The 15,207-nt window shown below is 49.0% G+C and carries 18 protein-coding genes; 12 read left to right on the plus strand and 6 right to left on the minus strand.

Going from position 1 to position 15,207, the window contains the following annotated elements; genetic code table 11:
- Positions 1 to 35: 35 nt before the first annotated feature.
- Positions 36 to 545 carry a response regulator gene (locus tag AACQ84_RS08050; RefSeq protein WP_049761728.1) on the minus strand — a complete coding sequence of 170 codons (510 nt, stop codon included), beginning with the start codon at positions 543 to 545 and terminating at the stop codon, positions 36 to 38.
- A gap of 318 nt (positions 546 to 863) precedes the next feature.
- On the opposite strand from AACQ84_RS08050, the gene lipA reads away from it, so the two are divergent.
- Together lipA and AACQ84_RS08060 are read left to right on the plus strand one after the other, a co-directional pair.
- Complete coding sequence (gene lipA / locus AACQ84_RS08055) at positions 864 to 1,766, plus strand: lipoyl synthase (protein WP_012307191.1); 903 nt, start codon at positions 864 to 866, stop codon at positions 1,764 to 1,766.
- A gap of 130 nt (positions 1,767 to 1,896) precedes the next feature.
- Positions 1,897 to 2,409, plus strand: coding sequence for a hypothetical protein (locus tag AACQ84_RS08060; protein WP_012307192.1), 513 nt, complete (start codon positions 1,897 to 1,899; stop codon positions 2,407 to 2,409).
- A gap of 50 nt (positions 2,410 to 2,459) precedes the next feature.
- On the opposite strand, the gene nfi is transcribed toward AACQ84_RS08060, so the two are convergent.
- The gene (nfi, locus tag AACQ84_RS08065; RefSeq protein ID WP_012307193.1) at positions 2,460 to 3,140 is read right to left on the minus strand and encodes a deoxyribonuclease V; all 681 of its coding nucleotides are present in this window, start codon (positions 3,138 to 3,140) and stop codon (positions 2,460 to 2,462) included.
- 188 nt (positions 3,141 to 3,328) lie between these two features.
- Here nfi and AACQ84_RS08070 point away from each other — a divergent pair, with 188 nt between their 5' ends.
- The 5 genes from AACQ84_RS08070 to AACQ84_RS08090 all read left to right on the plus strand — a co-directional run bounded on the left by AACQ84_RS08070 (position 3,329) and on the right by AACQ84_RS08090 (position 7,634).
- Positions 3,329 to 4,072 carry a hypothetical protein gene (locus AACQ84_RS08070; protein ID WP_012307194.1) on the plus strand — a complete coding sequence of 248 codons (744 nt, stop codon included), beginning with the start codon at positions 3,329 to 3,331 and terminating at the stop codon, positions 4,070 to 4,072.
- A 104-nt stretch (positions 4,073 to 4,176) separates the two neighbouring features.
- Positions 4,177 to 4,473, plus strand: a complete 297-nt coding sequence (locus tag AACQ84_RS08075) for a hypothetical protein (RefSeq protein ID WP_234991406.1) — start codon at positions 4,177 to 4,179, stop codon at positions 4,471 to 4,473.
- Between the two features lie 143 nt (positions 4,474 to 4,616).
- Positions 4,617 to 5,081, plus strand: coding sequence for a hypothetical protein (locus AACQ84_RS08080; protein WP_012307196.1), 465 nt, complete (start codon positions 4,617 to 4,619; stop codon positions 5,079 to 5,081).
- A 136-nt stretch (positions 5,082 to 5,217) separates the two neighbouring features.
- Positions 5,218 to 6,543, plus strand: a complete 1,326-nt coding sequence (locus AACQ84_RS08085) for a (Fe-S)-binding protein (protein ID WP_012307197.1) — start codon at positions 5,218 to 5,220, stop codon at positions 6,541 to 6,543.
- Positions 6,544 to 6,572: 29 nt separating this feature from the next.
- Positions 6,573 to 7,634, plus strand: a complete 1,062-nt coding sequence (locus AACQ84_RS08090) for a D-alanine--D-alanine ligase family protein (RefSeq protein ID WP_012307198.1) — start codon at positions 6,573 to 6,575, stop codon at positions 7,632 to 7,634.
- An 83-nt stretch (positions 7,635 to 7,717) separates the two neighbouring features.
- On the opposite strand, the gene AACQ84_RS08095 is transcribed toward AACQ84_RS08090, so the two are convergent.
- Complete coding sequence (locus tag AACQ84_RS08095) at positions 7,718 to 8,914, minus strand: phosphoglycerate kinase (protein ID WP_012307199.1); 1,197 nt, start codon at positions 8,912 to 8,914, stop codon at positions 7,718 to 7,720.
- Positions 8,915 to 9,072: 158 nt separating this feature from the next.
- Between AACQ84_RS08095 and AACQ84_RS08100 the strand changes: the two genes are divergently transcribed.
- On the plus strand, positions 9,073 to 9,477 hold the full coding sequence (locus AACQ84_RS08100; protein ID WP_012307201.1) for a universal stress protein: 405 nt from the start codon (positions 9,073 to 9,075) through the stop codon (positions 9,475 to 9,477).
- Between the two features lie 472 nt (positions 9,478 to 9,949).
- Positions 9,950 to 10,504 carry a hypothetical protein gene (locus AACQ84_RS08105; RefSeq protein WP_012307202.1) on the plus strand — a complete coding sequence of 185 codons (555 nt, stop codon included), beginning with the start codon at positions 9,950 to 9,952 and terminating at the stop codon, positions 10,502 to 10,504.
- 236 nt (positions 10,505 to 10,740) lie between these two features.
- On the opposite strand, the gene psaC is transcribed toward AACQ84_RS08105, so the two are convergent.
- The gene (gene psaC, locus AACQ84_RS08110) at positions 10,741 to 10,986 is read right to left on the minus strand and encodes a photosystem I iron-sulfur center protein PsaC (RefSeq protein ID WP_012307203.1); all 246 of its coding nucleotides are present in this window, start codon (positions 10,984 to 10,986) and stop codon (positions 10,741 to 10,743) included.
- Between the two features lie 254 nt (positions 10,987 to 11,240).
- Between psaC and AACQ84_RS08115 the strand changes: the two genes are divergently transcribed.
- The 3 genes from AACQ84_RS08115 to AACQ84_RS08125 all read left to right on the plus strand — a co-directional run bounded on the left by AACQ84_RS08115 (position 11,241) and on the right by AACQ84_RS08125 (position 13,879).
- Complete coding sequence (locus AACQ84_RS08115; protein ID WP_012307204.1) at positions 11,241 to 11,819, plus strand: DUF1997 domain-containing protein; 579 nt, start codon at positions 11,241 to 11,243, stop codon at positions 11,817 to 11,819.
- A 154-nt stretch (positions 11,820 to 11,973) separates the two neighbouring features.
- Positions 11,974 to 12,096 carry a membrane protein gene (locus tag AACQ84_RS08120; RefSeq protein WP_041443506.1) on the plus strand — a complete coding sequence of 41 codons (123 nt, stop codon included), beginning with the start codon at positions 11,974 to 11,976 and terminating at the stop codon, positions 12,094 to 12,096.
- 130 nt (positions 12,097 to 12,226) lie between these two features.
- Positions 12,227 to 13,879 carry an MBL fold metallo-hydrolase gene (locus AACQ84_RS08125; protein WP_041443507.1) on the plus strand — a complete coding sequence of 551 codons (1,653 nt, stop codon included), beginning with the start codon at positions 12,227 to 12,229 and terminating at the stop codon, positions 13,877 to 13,879.
- Here AACQ84_RS08125 and AACQ84_RS08130 read toward each other — a convergent pair.
- A complete protein-coding gene (locus AACQ84_RS08130; protein ID WP_012307207.1) occupies positions 13,876 to 14,190 on the minus strand; it encodes a DUF6679 family protein in 315 nt (104 codons plus the stop codon). The genes AACQ84_RS08125 and AACQ84_RS08130 overlap by 4 nt on opposite strands.
- Before the next feature lie 84 nt (positions 14,191 to 14,274).
- Positions 14,275 to 15,162, minus strand: a complete 888-nt coding sequence (locus AACQ84_RS08135; RefSeq protein ID WP_041443509.1) for an alpha/beta fold hydrolase — start codon at positions 15,160 to 15,162, stop codon at positions 14,275 to 14,277.
- Positions 15,163 to 15,207 lie beyond the last annotated feature (45 nt).

A 15,207-nucleotide genomic window follows, 5' to 3' on the forward strand; every position in this document is an offset into this window, starting at 1 on the left:
CTATTTGCCAAGGATATTGGTTAAGTTTAGCGATCCTACTTCAGCTTTTGTTTCACAAAACTAACCAACTGCCCCATTTGTTTTCTGAGCAGATCGATTTCCCCTTGGAGGGCATTTACCTTCGCTTGCAACGCCACGATTTCTGCCGCCATGGGATTCCCGGTTGTGCTCGTACTGAGGGAAGAAAGGGGAGCCTCTGGGATTGTTTGAGCCTGCTTTCTCGCCTTCGCCATTGCATCTTTGATGGCATTGATCAGTTGCTTCTGGTCAAAGGGCTTTTCGATGAAGGAAAACAACTCAAAGGGTTCCGGCAGCTTTTCGGTCACTTCCTCCTTGCGGCCAGACATCAGCACTAAAGGAATCGCCTTTAGTTCCGGGCGTTTTTGAATTTCTTGGTATACTTCCCAGCCACTCATCTTCGGCAGCAGAAAATCCAACATGATCAGATTGGGATGTTCTGTATTGATGAGATTGAAACCCTCAAGTCCATTCTTGGCCTCAATGACTTCAAAATTCCCCTCTGGCAGCATATCCTTAACCCGCATACGGATCACTTTGCTGTCGTCAATCACTAGGATTTTGTGGGTCACAACATACTCCTTCACAACATAAAATAGCTGGCTGGGTCGTCTCTATGATGGCGTGAGCTTGGTAAAAATTTTAAAAGCTTCGACCAAGATTTACGATCATCTAAAAGTTAAGCGATTGAGTTTTCCTCAGTTTGACATACTCATCGGCCTGAAGCCACCGTGATTTTAATCACTCGATTAGCCTCGTGCCTAGGGATGTTGGGTTAACTTGATTTTCAGTAAACTAATTCTAAAAATCCCAGAACTTCCCTCAACAGCGTTTTTATAAAAATTATGGCTTCTTCTGCGTCTCACTCCTCCAGCGCCCCGATTTTGCCCATGCCTAGTTGGGTCAAAGCTCCCCTTGGTAAAGCGAGTGAGATCTCGACAGTCCAGCGCATCATTAAACAACGGGGCATTCATACCATCTGTGAGGAAGGGAAATGTCCGAATCGAGGTGAGTGCTACGCCAATAGAACTGCAACCTTTTTATTGATGGGGCAAGTTTGCACCAGGGCCTGTGCCTTCTGTCAGGTTGATAAAGGCCAAATTCCCCTCCCTCTTGACCCGGAGGAACCCCAAAAAGTGGCGGAGTCAGTGCGACTGTTGGGACTGAGTTATGTGGTGTTGACATCGGTGGCGCGGGACGATCTTGCCGATGGGGGAGCAGGCTGGTTTGTGGCTGTGATGGAAGCGATCCGGGCGGAAAATCCAGGGACACAAATTGAAGTCCTGACTCCGGATTTTTGGAGTGGGAAAGGGGCAGAGGTGGCCCAGGAGGAACGGGTAAAAACAGTTGTGGCAGCGCAACCAGCTTGTTATAACCACAACATTGAAACAGTAGAAAGGCTCCAGGGTCCTGTGCGTCGGGGGGCAAAGTATGAGCGATCGCTCCGGGTTTTGGAATTGGTAAAAGCGTACAATCCTGAGATACCGACGAAATCAGGCTTAATGCTCGGCCATGGAGAAACGAAAACAGAAATTATCCAGGCGTTACAAGATTTGCTGGCCGTGGGCTGCGATCGCCTCACCCTAGGCCAATATATGCGCCCCTCCCTCGCCCATTTACCCGTCCAGAAATATTGGACACCAGCGGAATTTGAACACCTAGGGGCGATCGCCAAAGAAATGGGCTTTTCCCATGTGCGTTCAGGGCCTCTGGTGCGTAGTTCCTACCATGCTGGCAAATCGATCTAAGAGCGCCCTTGAGTATTGCGATTTATGAAAGAGTATTACTAGATTATGTCGTTTTGGGGCAATGCTACCGATGGAGTTCCCTAAGCTTTTAAGCTTAAAAAAGTAAGGCCCAGTTTCGGGAGAAGAAACCATGTTCAACTACGCCCTCAAAAAGCAACTTTTTTCCCTCAACTTATCGGCTATTGTCATGATAATCTTGGGGTTTTGGTTGAGTGCCTCTTTCCTCCTCGATTTTGTGATCATTCCTGTGTTTTCAATGACCGGGATGATGGCTGACAGCGGCTTTATCAGCACCGGATATGTTTTGTTTGGGGTGTTTAACCGTTTGGAGGTGGTCTGTGCCGCTGGGATCTTAACGATCTTTTTTGGGTTTAAATTTGAACATCTTTTTGGCGATCGCCAAGCCTTAAATGCCCTCGTCATTGCCAGTATCCTGTTAAATATTGCTTTGCTTTATACCTATTTGATTACGCCTCAGTTGGCTGGCTTTGGCCTAGAAATGACCGGATTCAATGGCACGGCAACGATGCCTTTACAGATGTCAGTGTGGCACAGTTTGTATTGGGTCTTAGAGGCCGCGAAATTCATGTTGGGGATCACTTTGCTGCGGTGGTGCTACCGTCGTGCCTGTGCGATCGCCTAAACAATCAATTGACTTTTTAAGTAAAACGATGCCGCCACCAGGCGGTATTTTTATGGGAAATTAGGTTTTCGAGAAGCCAATTTATCCGCCAAGCGCGTTGGTTCTGGCAGACGGTATTTCGGTGTACAGGCGAGAACAAAATCAAGGGCCGTGGCTAAACTGATCCGATGACCCACAGAAATATAAAGGGGGCGCACCTTCGTCCGACTCCGGAGCACTGCACCAATAGTTTCATCGTGATCCTGTAAAGGCACCCACTGCCCTTTTTCGAGGGGCACCTCTTGGTGGGTACCGATGTAGCGAGATTTTGCCACCCCAATCGTCGGTAAATCTAACAAGACCCCCAAGTGAGAGGCTAGCCCTAAACGGCGTGGATGGGCGTAACCTTGGCCGTCACAGAACAATAAATCTGGTAAATGCGTAATTTTTTCTAATGCCTCCAAGATGGCGGGCACTTCCCGAAAAGATAACAATCCCGGTACATAGGGAAAAGAAGTGGGACAGCGGGCGATCGCCGTTTCGAGGATCTCTAGATCGGGAAAGGACAAAACCACCACCGCCGCCCGTGTGATTGAGAAGCGCGCCTCAAAGCCCACATCCACCCCCGCAATGGTTTTGACGTTTGTTGGTAAGTCATCTTGAAGCACGATCCATTGCCCTAGAGACGTTTGAATCTCCCGGGCCACCCCAGGAGAAACATCCCAAGGATGACTGTGGTGTAAAACAAGCATTTATATAATTCCTCATCTGCATTTCGAGGGGTTTACGGGAAAAGTTTTGGCACAATTAACAAGTAACCGTTAAATTTCACCAATTAATTGAGAATCAATCTGGCACTTTCCTCTACACTGGAAGCAACTTTTTAAAACTTCATTTTCATCCACACCCTACCCCAGCATTTTGTGTCGAGGTTTCCGCCATGCGTCAAGTATTTCTGTTGTTGCCCCTTGTTGCCGTGGGTTTAACGCTCGGGAGTTGCTCTTTATTGCCCGGTGGTGGCGGTGATGAACCGACCCCGGAAACCCCCCAAACCACAGCACCGACTCCCGCTCCGGAGCCAGACGCTGAATTGTTTGCCCCCCCGACAACAGAAACATTGTCTTCTGTGCTGATCCCATCCACTGACCCTGATGCTCGCCGTCGGGCTACCACAGAAGGCCGCCCCGATCCCTTTGCGGATCTTTCCCTTGCGCCCCAAGTGACTTTAGCACCTCCCCCAGCTCCGACACCAACTACTTCTGGTGCACAACCGGGTGCCCCTGGCACAGCCAATGACGCTGGCACTCCTGGACAAACCACCCCTGGTACAGCTCCTGGGAGCGTGGCGATCGCCCCACCGCCACCACCTCTAGACTTTAGCCCCATTCTTCCATCCCTACCAGAACCCACTGCCGCAAATAACACCAAAGTGACAGGGGTCGTACAGATCAATGGTATTGATTATGTGATGGTGGAATCCCCCGATGAGCGTTTTAGCCGTTATGTGAAGGTGGGAGACTACGTCGCCAATGGCCAGGTACTCGTCAAGGCGATCGCCTTTAATCGGGGCGTTCCCGTGGTTACCCTGGAGCAGTATGGCATGACGATTCAGAAAAAACTCAATGAAACTTCGGTGGCGAGTAATCCTGGAGAACGCACTGTGCCGACCTTAGAAGAAAGTTAAGCTCGTTCAAAACACAAGCCAACCACCATTGAAATATTGCCCCAGGGGGAGCGGACAAAACGGTACAATGCTCCTAAAGTTTGACGTGAAAAAGGATAGCGATTGTGACAACTCCGGGCACTGTAACAGAACTGATCACAGAATGTTTGCGGCAGGAAGATTTACCCCTGGCTATTTATCGGGAGGTGGCAGCCCATCTGCAACAGGTGCCCCAAGTACAGGTGGAATTAGAGTTGCGGCGATCGCCAAAATTTAATTATTTCCATAGTCAAATTGGGGAAATGCATCTACGTTATCCGGCGGATCTTCCCCAAGGCGATCGCCAACAAATTGAAGCGATTCTTTCCTTCTACGCCGGACGCTATGGTGCCTGGCAACGGGACAGCGTTACCCCCGAATAGAGCCGTCCTTCTCCACTAGAAACCCAATTCCTGAATGGAAATCCTACAATGGAGATGTAAAGAAACTTGGCAAACCCTTGATTTCTGTCTCCTAAGCGAGACTTTTTTAGGCAAGTTTCAAGCGTTTTGAGGAGTGCTCAACCATGAAAAAAATAATTGCTTTACTTAGCCTAGGTAGCGTTATGCTCACTGCCGGTGCAGCCCAGGCCCAAATCACTCCCACAAATCAATACAGTTACATTGGTGTTGCTGGAAATATCGGTTTAACAGATCCCGATCGTAGTGTTGCCGATGATGGGGTCACGGTCATTAGTAAAATCGCGATTCTGAACAATTTATCCTTCCGCCCTGGTGTCAATTTCGGGGGCGATACCTCTGTCACGCTCCCAATTACCTATGACTTTGGGGGTCGGGGACGCGTCAAGCCTTATGTTGGCGGCGGCATTGTCACAGATTCTGGCGACACGGACTTTTTGGCCACGGGTGGCTTTGACTACCGTTTCTCACGGGATTTTGTCGGAAATGTGGGGCTTAATGTTGGGTTTTCCGATGATGCAGATGTGGGCCTTACCCTAGGGGTTGGCTACGTTTTCCCCCGAAACCGTTAAGTTTTCATCTTAAAGGATTACCCATTAAGCCTTTAGACGTTACGAATTATGTTGATTTTCCGCCTCCCTATCCTGGGAGGTTTTTTCTCGGAGCCGCAAACTTTTATAGTGATCTGAGGCAGTTTTTGGACGAGCAATGACCCTTTCTGACACAAAATTAGGTGGTTTTGACCCGCAGCTTCCCCCAGAACAGGGAGTGATCGACAGTTGCGTGCATTGTGGCTTTTGTTTGGATACCTGTCCGAGCTATCGGGTGCTCGGCTCGGAGATGGATTCTCCCCGGGGCCGTATTTACCTGATGGATGCGATCGCCAAAGGGGAGGCAGAAATTAACAGCGCGACGGTGCAACATTTCGATAGTTGCCTAGGGTGTTTGGCCTGTACTTCGGCTTGTCCGTCGGGAGTCCGTTATGACGAACTGCTGGCCTCGATGCGGGCGCAAATTGAGCGCAACTACACCAGAAGCCTCGGCGATCGCCTGTTTCGGTGGCTGATTTTTAATTTGTTCCCCTATCCTTTGCGCCTAAAACTGCTGCTGCCATTGTTGTGGGTTTATCAAAATTCGGGTCTGCAATGGCTCGTTCGGAAACTGGGGATTCTCAAACTAATTCCTCGACTGGCGGCGATGGAGTTGATTCTGCCGAAAGTTAATCTCCAGGCCAGCAAAAAAGTATTACCCACCCTGATTCCAGCCCAGGGGGAAAAACGGTACCGTGTTGGCATGGTGCTGGGCTGTGTCCAACGGTTGTTCTTTTCTCCGGTGAATGAAGCAACGGCGCGAGTATTGACGGCCAATGGCTGTGAAGTGGTGATTCCCCAGGGTCAGGGATGTTGTGCGGCGCTTCCGGCCCACCAAGGACAAACGGTGCAAGCCCAAGAACTCGCCCGTCAAATGATTGATAGTTTTGCCGATCAAGACCTCGATTACATCATTATCAATGCCGCCGGTTGTGGCCACACCCTTAAGGAATATGGGCAAATTTTGCAAGATGACCCAGGATATGCCCAAAAAGCCCAGGATTTTGCGGCTAAAGTGCGTGATGCTCAGGAATTTCTCGCAACGGTGGGTTTAACGACCCCTTTAAATCCTTTAACATCCGAAGCTTTTCCTCTGGTTTATCAGGATGCTTGCCACCTGCTCCATGGCCAAAAAATTGCCGCCCAACCGCGCGATCTACTCCGACAAATTCCCAATATGCAGCTCCGGGAACCCGCTGAACATAATCTTTGTTGCGGCAGTGCTGGGGTATTTAACCTCCTTCAACCGAAAATTGCCGCCGAACTGGGGGAACGGAAAGCCAGAAATTTACTAAATACTGGGGCGAAGGCGATCGCCTCGGCGAATCCAGGCTGTAGTCTACAAATCCAAAACCAGCTCCAGCAGCAAGGACAAACCATTCCCCTGTGGCATCCGATGGAACTGCTCGATTTTGCCATTCGCGGCGTCCCCTTGCCCCTATAATGATCCCGATATCTATGGTGGAGAACGTGATGGCACGGCAACGGGTTGGTTTATTGTTTGGCGGGAAATCTGGGGAGCATGATGTTTCCATCGTTTCAGCGGCGGCGATCGCCAAAGCCTTTGCCCAGGAAGATAACCCAGACAAATACGAACTCCTCCCGTTTTACATTGACCGTAATGGTATTTGGCACGACCCAGAGATTTCCCAACAGGTACTCACTGCCGGAAAAGCCCTCCCCGTAGAAACCGTTGATCCGGCCAGTCGTTGGCAATTTCCCCCAGCGGCCCCCAGCATTGATGCGTGGTTTCCCATTGTCCACGGGCCCAACGGTGAAGATGGCACCCTCCAAGGCCTGCTGACCCTCATGGAAAAGCCCTTTGTGGGGAGTAAAGTGCTCGGTTCGGCGGCAGGCATGGATAAGCTGGCGATGAAAATGGTTTTTGCCCAGGCGGGTTTGGCCCAGGTGGATTATGTGGGCGTGTTGCGTTCTGAAGTGTGGTCTGGCCCCTGTGTTTTCCCAAAGGTCTGCGACAAAATTGAAGCCCAGCTTGATTACCCGATGTTCGTCAAACCCGCAAATCTGGGGTCTTCCGTGGGGATTAGTAAAGTGCGCACCCGTGACGAACTGGAAAAAGCGCTGGATCTCGCGGCGGAATATGACCGTCGGCTTATTGTTGAAGCTGGGGTAACAGCCCGGGAAGTAGAATGTGCCGTCCTAGGAAATGATCAGCCCAAAGCTTCGGTGGTGGGGGAAATTCGCTTTGACAGTGATTTCTACGACTACGAAACGAAGTACACCGACGGGAAATCTAGTATGCACATTCCTGCTGAGATCCCAGGGGCGATCGCCCAACAAATTCAAGAACTCGCCATTAAAGCGTTCCAAGCCCTCGACTGCCGTGGCATTGCCCGGGTGGATTTTTTCTATGTGGAAGCGACCCAGACGGTGTTAATTAACGAAATTAATACCCTGCCTGGGTTTACAGCCCTGAGTATGTACCCGCAATTGTGGCAACAGAGCGGCGTTCCCTTCCCTCAATTGGTGGATCGCCTGGTGCAATTTGCCCTGGAGGATGTCCCACAGGCTTAACATTCTCGGAAAATTCTTTGTAAAAAAGCCCCCCTAAATTGAGCTAGGGGGGTATTTGTTAGAGCAAAAGAACGGTTAAAAGTTTAGGCATCATCGAGGGCAACAATACCGGGAAGCTCTTTTCCTTCGAGCAGTTCGAGGCTGGCACCACCACCTGTGGAAATGTGACTCATTTTGTCTGCAACACCAACTTTTTCGACGGCCGCAACGGAGTCTCCACCCCCAATAATCGTGACCGTACCAGTTTCAGTCGCACCAGCAAGGGTCTTGGCGATCGCCTCGGTACCCACGGCAAATTTATCGAACTCGAATACCCCCATTGGGCCATTCCAGATCGCTGTACCACAGCCATCAAGAGCTTCTTGGAAGACCTTCACAGAATCAGCACCAATGTCGAGACCCATCCAGCCGTCGGGAATTGCGTCAACGCTGACAGTTTTAGCTTCAGCATCGGGGGCAAACTTGTCTGCGACAATCACGTCAGTGGGCAGCAAAATTTTCCCCTGGGCCTTTTCCATTAAGCTCTTTGCCAAATCAATTTTGTCGTCTTCGACGAGGGAACCACCGACGGATTTCCCTTGAGCTTTATAGAACGTAAAGATCATCCCGCCGCCGATCAAGAGCTTGTCGCACTTTTCGAGGAGGGTTTCGATGACGCCAATTTTGCTGGATACTTTAGAACCGCCAACAATCGCCACGAGGGGACGTTTGGGGGCTTCGATGGCGCCCTTGAGGAACTGGAGTTCTTTTTCGATCAAAAGACCCGCAACGGAAGTATCAACGTGGTGGGTTACGCCTTCGGTGGAACCATGGGCACGGTGAGCCGTCCCGAACGCATCGTTGACATAGATGTCTGCATTGGCCGCGAGTTGCTTGGCAAATTCGGGATCATTCTTTTCCTCGCCGGGGTTAAAGCGGAGGTTTTCTAGTAACGCCACTTGACCATTGCCGAGGTTGGCGATCGCCTGGTTCACAGCATCTCCAACGCAATCATCACACTTGGTGACAGATTGGCCCAACAATTCAGACAAACGAGCGGCCACAGGCGTTAAGCGCATCGAATCAACCACCTGACCCTTCGGACGACCCATGTGGCTCCCAAGAATTACCTTGGCACCTTTCTCAGTCAAATATTTGATGGTGGGGAGTGCTGCCCGAATCCGGGTATCGTCAGTGATTACACCACTCTCATTGAGGGGTACATTAAAATCAACCCGGACAAACACGCGCTTACCGCTTAAATCTGCCTCTGTTAAATTTGCAACTGATTTCTTAGCCACAATTAGGATCCTCCAAATGCTTGCTTTTTATAAAGTTCTGTCATCTTGTCATCAGAAGAAGACCATTTTTCCGAGAAAATTGAACTAGAAGTTCCAAATCCAGAAAAATATCTCCATGCAGATTTTACCGGAGCCTGTGTCTAGGAGGTAGAGCTACCATGTTTAAAACTATTCTTTTTCCCGTTGATAAAAGTCGTGAAGCCCGTGAAGCGGCGGAGACAGTGATTCAGCTTGTGAAATCTTTCCAAAGTCGTTTAGTCCTGCTCTCCGTGGTCGAACCGACAGAGCCAGAGGAACGCCAGGGGGTGATGAATTCCGAAGAAGCGGTGGCCAAGCTCCTCCAGGGAGCCCATGATCTCTTTGCCCAAGCGGGGATCGAAGCGGAGATTATTGAACGGGAAGGGATGCCATCTTTTACTATTTGTGATGTGGCCGATGAAATTGAAGCTGATCTAATTGTGATGGGCTGTCGGGGTATGGGCTTAACCCAAGAAGGAGTCGCCGAAAGTGTCACGAGCAAAGTTACGAATCTTTCTCCTTGTCCGGTCTTGATTATCCCCTAGGGATTTGCTCTGCCAGTTAAATATCCAGCTTGAGATCACTGCTCTTTTTTTCTACAGGGCGGAGGCGATCACCTTTTGCTGTTCAGCCTTTTCGCCCATGGCAATGTCAGAATTTTGATTTTTAATGAAGCAAGACTCAAAAAATCATTAAGTATTTATATTTATTCCAGTGCTTCTGTCTCTGAGCAGAGAATGATTAAATACAGATCAAAATTGCGACAATTTTCGCAGATAAAAAATTGATCATCTTGTCTATGGCGAAAGTAGGAGTCGAAATTAACATTCATCACTTATGATTGCATTAAGATTGAACAAAATAGGTACTGTAGCGTCCCAATTAAAACAATAGATGTCTAGTTATATTTCTATGGGGAAAATAAAAAATAAAAGAGCAATCCTTTAACGGCAATGAGTATCACTGGGTCTGTAAAGTATTGTTCTTGCATCGTCACAGTAGGTTGAAATAGCGCTTATGAATGCAGCATCTACCAACAATGGTCCGAAAATTCAGTTGATCGGCGAAGTCCTTGAAGATGCAGGCTTAATTTCTGAAGCCCAATTACAAACGGCTCTTTTTGATCAGCAAATTTATAGTGATTTAAAATTTGGTGAAATTTTGACTTTGCGGGGCTGGATTCGTCAACCCACGGCTGATTTTTTTGCAAAGTATGCTAAACAAGAGTTGATCTTAATTGATAGCAAACGGCTTGGTGATTATTTACTTGAAGCGGATTTACTGACCACTGAGCAGCTCGCTCTAATTCTTGATGAGCAACGGCTAAACCATATGTTATTCGGCAGTTTAGCGGTGTTGAAAGGTTATATTCCCCAGAAAACCTTGAATTTTTTCCTGCGTCGTATCCTAAATCAACATGTTGGCGATCGCCGATTTTGGCAGACCACCCATCATCCCAAAACATCTCTCGCCCAGCAGCCCAACGCGAAAGCGACTCAACCCCCACTCTCTAAAGAGACCCTAAACACGGCCAAGGAGACTGATCCCACAGAAATTAACTGGATTGGTTAATTTACTCTTGATTGTTTTGAAAAATAGGACTTAATCCTGAACAAGTCTGACCCATGGCGATCGCCACCCACGCGGATCGCCGCATTCTAATGGCGAAACAAATATAATGTAGCGGACAATAAAAAAAAGAGAGGACTAAAATGCCTCTCCGGAAATGACCAGAATGGTTGAAAACGTTAATGGGATAGTGTTTTAATATAACCCAATACAAAAAGGCTTGTGTTAAATGGGCGAATTTAGTAGGCCAGACCCATACTACGAGTTGTCTCGGCACCGAGGTAAACCCGGATACTGAGAAAGTCGGTGGGGCAAGCAGTTTCACACCGCTTACAACCAACGCAATCTTCTGTTCTAGGAGAAGATGCGATCTGACCCGCTTTGCAGCCATCCCAAGGAACCATCTCTAGGACATCAAGGGGACAGGCACGGACGCACTGGGTGCAGCCAATGCAAGTGTCGTAAATTTTAACGCTATGAGACATTGAGTGTTAACTCCTACAAGAATGTGGTTTGATTATGTCAGCATTCTGGATTATGGGTTAGTTTACCGCAGGGCTAGAAGTCCCTTGGCGAAAAGGTGATATAAGTTTACGTTGCGTTACATATCCCTAAAAAACCGGCGTCTCTAGGCAATTTTGAGCGTTTTTTGAAATTTTCTGGGGTGCTTTTTGGGGGCAAAACCAGGGTTTCTATTGATTCGATGTTGACTACAAAATTTTAGGAACAAAACTTTACTATGGCCATCCGCTTCCAAGCTCTCGAAGTTGTTGCCCTCTCCGTACCAGAGGCACCCCGTCCGATTCAAGAGTATCTCCAAGACATTGATTGTCTGGTGGGGGCGATCGCCGATCCAGAACGCACCGAAAAAATTGCCCCGGATCAATACCAACTCAAAATGCGGCCCATTGGCTTTTTAGATCTGTACAAATTTCAGCCCATTGTGACCTTGAAAATTTGGTGCGATCGCCACTACCAAGTCCATATCAAAAGTTTGGACTACCAGTTGCGGGGTCTAGAACCCTTTATGAAGGGCTTTAAACTCGATGTGACTGGTCGGTTACAACCCATCGCCGATGAACAGGAGCAATGGTTACTCGAAGGTGAAGCGGATCTCCAGGTTAAACTCGAATTGCCGCCGCCCCTCTGGTTTACCCCCAAAGCACTGGTGAAAAAAACGGGCGATCGCCTTTTGCGGGAAATTCTCCAACGCATCAAGGGGCAACTCCTTGACCAGTTAGTGCGTGACTACCAAGTTTGGGCCAACGGTACCCGCGAAAATTCTGCCTGTGGCGATCGCCTCGAAACTCACCCGTAAATTTCCCGAAGGATACAGCCTGGTGCCATGGGTCAAAATTCCGTAAAATCCAAAAATTTCCTATAAAATAGCAGATTTTGCCGCCACAAAAGTTAATTTCCGCTCTCTGGAAAAATCGCTATGATGAAATTGAATGTACAGTTACCCTAATCCTATGGATATCAAATTACTTTTATTGGCTTTGACTGGTGTCTTTACCGTGGCTTGTCTCTTTTTCGGTACCCAAAATGGTTTTTATGATTCCGATGATTACCATGGCAATGGTTCTGCCCACTAATGCCCCTATCCACATTTTTTTGGGAGTTTCGCCACAAGTTCCCTTAACCATGTCTTTTATTGTTCGTTGAGATACTCTAGGATCTCCTGCGGCGATCGCCTCCTTGGGATTCTAGAATTTTTTGTGCCCAATGCCCCCTGTCGTCGCGCCTGATTTGCCTCAATTATCCTGCCTGCCCTACGCCACTGGCCAACAAGCAGAAGGTGTTTGTCTGCTTCTGACATTGGGGCCTTATCAACTGCTCCTCGACTGTGGTGTCAAGGATTTTGAGCATTTTCTGGCCCGGGACAAAATGCCCGATGCTGTTTTTTGCAGCCATGCCCACCGGGATCACGCTGAGGGAATTCTCGCTCTACATCGCCATTTTCCAGCAGTCCCCATTTACCTCAGTGCCGCGACCCAAGCATTGTTGCCCCTCAATTGGCCTGGGACAAAAGTTCCCGCTGAGTTGGGTCAAGTGCTGCCCTGGCGATCGCCCGTAGAAATTGCGAAAAATTTAACCCTGCAACTTTTCCCTGCTGGACATTTACCAGGGGCGGCGGCGGCCTTGTTTACGCTCCATACCCCAGAGCGAGATTACACGGTATTTTATACGGGGGATTTTTCCGTTTCCCATTTTCAGTTGGTGAATGGTTTGTCTATCGAGGCCCTGCGGGGTCTCCAGCCCGATGTGTTGATCATCGAGGGTAGCTATGGCACCATGCGTCACCCCCATCGCCGTCAACAGGAAAAGTACCTGACCCAACGGATTCTCGACGCCCTAGACGCTGGTCAATCGGTAATTTTGCCAGTACCGCGCCTCGGCCTCGGCCAAGAAATCCTCAAATTACTGCGATCGCATCACCAATTTACGGGCAAAAAAGTCGATATTTGGGTGGAAGGCCAAGTGGCCCGTGGTTGTGATTTGTATCTAGAGATTTTGCCCGAACTGCCAAATCCAGTGCAAAATTTCGCCCGTCACCAGGCCCTCTTTTGGGACGACCGGGTTTACCCCCGGATGCACCGCCTCGCCCCTGGTGAATATCCAGATCTACACCAGGGCAACCATGTGATCATCACCGATTACACCAATGATTTCGCCAAATATTGTGAGGCAGAGGAATGTTCTTGTTTACTCCTGTTACCGGAACATCCAGGGGTTTGGTTAGACATTGAAGCGCCTCCCCTCGCGGCGATCGCCCCTAAAAAACACGTCCAAATCGAAACCTATCTCCTCGCCGAACACAGCGATGGTCGCAATACCACCCAGTTAATCCATAACTTGCGGCCCCAACACGTTGTCTTTTTCCATGGATCTTCCCAAGACCTAGAAGATCTCACCGCCCTCGAAGAACTCCAAAGCCGCTACCAACTCCATTGTCCCGCCGCTGGCAAGTTAGTTGAGCTTCCCATTGGGGCCACTTTTATCCAACCAGCAGGCCCCCACAGCACGGAATACGAAGGGGAAATCAATGAAGTGGGGGCTTGGATCACTATCAGTTTGCCCAATAACCTCAACGATGATCCCCGTTGGCAAACCTTTGCGGATACAGGCCTGGTGGAAGCGCGCTGGCAAGGGGAAGAACTCGTACTGCGGGGCATTAACGAACGGGAACTGCTGCACCATAATGTCGATGCCCAACGATTTAACAACTTAGATTGTTGCCTCAACTGCCGTTTCCAAAAAGGATTGCGCTGCCAACAACCAAAATCCCCCCTGTATCGCTTTAAGGTGACACCAGAGGGGTATTGTCCAGAGTTTCAGGCGATCACCCAGGCTCCAGATCTGTCGGAAGAAATTTAGTCTTGGTTTTTGGAATCGGGGAAATGGGGGAAAATTTGCTCCGCTTCTGGGCAATCTTCGGCGATCGCCAGTTCCACGTCCATCTTCGGCACCGAGGCGAGTTTTTGGGTAATGGCACCGACGCTTTCTAGGCGCACTAATTCTTCCCAGGAGGAAATTTCATCATCTTCTTCCGTTTCATAACGGATTGTGAGAATTTCTCCCTCAAACGCTGTAATGGTTGCATTTTCAATCCAGCGCTGTTGATCCCGCAAGAATATACAAACTTCTTTTTCGTCGTTGCAGATTTGGTTAATCTTGCGGTGTAGCATAAGCTTCTCCAAGGTTTGGGCAGAGCACAGTAACATTTCTCTACTAAGCATTGTAGACAATCTCCCTGCACTTTTACAGTCTTTTTAGGGGTGATATTGATTTAAAATTTTGCGGATATTTTCTTCTACCGAGACGACTTGTTCAACCATCGCTAAATGACCGCAGTGATCAATTTCTCGGACATTATTGCCCATACAACCAAAACTAGGATGAAAGCTGGCTAAATGGCGCACATACTTCAGTTCCATGACGGGATCTTGCTGTCCTGCCAAAAAGTAAACCGGTTGGCCTAATTGCGCCACCAACTGCGGTAGGTAATGCACTTCTTGTTCGGTGGTTGTTTCGAGGAGAGCGCCGAGGGCGGCAGTGGCATCGGCCTGGAGAAAGTCATGAATTCTCTGTTTTCCCCATTGTCTTGAGAGGGGACGATGCACCATTAACCGGGCAAAAAATAAGTCCAATAACGGTAAATGTTTCAGGAAGGGCCAACGGTTTTTGACGAGGTTCTGGCCAGCATTGCGAAACTTTTCAAAGTCTTCTTTGAGATAAATGCCCCCCCCAGCATTGATACAGATAATTCCCCGCACCCGTTCGGGACAAATGGCGGCCCCCCACAGAGCAATACTCCCCCCTAGGGAATGACCCACAAGCCAAACGTTTTTGAGGTTGAGGGTGTCGAGTAAATGTTGGAGATCGGTGCCGTAATCTTGGAGAGTGTAGCCTTGGTCTGGGTAGCGATCGCCTTGGGTCTTCGCGGCAGATTCCCCAAAACCTCGGAGGTCGTAGGCGAGACAGGCATAATCTTGTTTTAAAAGATCAATGAGGGGCTGCCAATAGGCGCGACTCAGGAGCCAACCATGGATAAAAACAAGAGTGGGATATTCGGTCTCTTCTCCGGCAGGATCTGCGGGGCGATCGCTGGGGGTAAAGTCATAGGCATGGAGCACATTGCGAATTACCGTTGTTGCCATAAAGTCTTGTTACCAATGGGCTCACATTTCGATCATTTTTATATT

This window comes from Picosynechococcus sp. PCC 7002 (genome assembly GCF_963860125.1).
Lineage (GTDB): Bacteria > Cyanobacteriota > Cyanobacteriia > Cyanobacteriales > MRBY01 > MRBY01.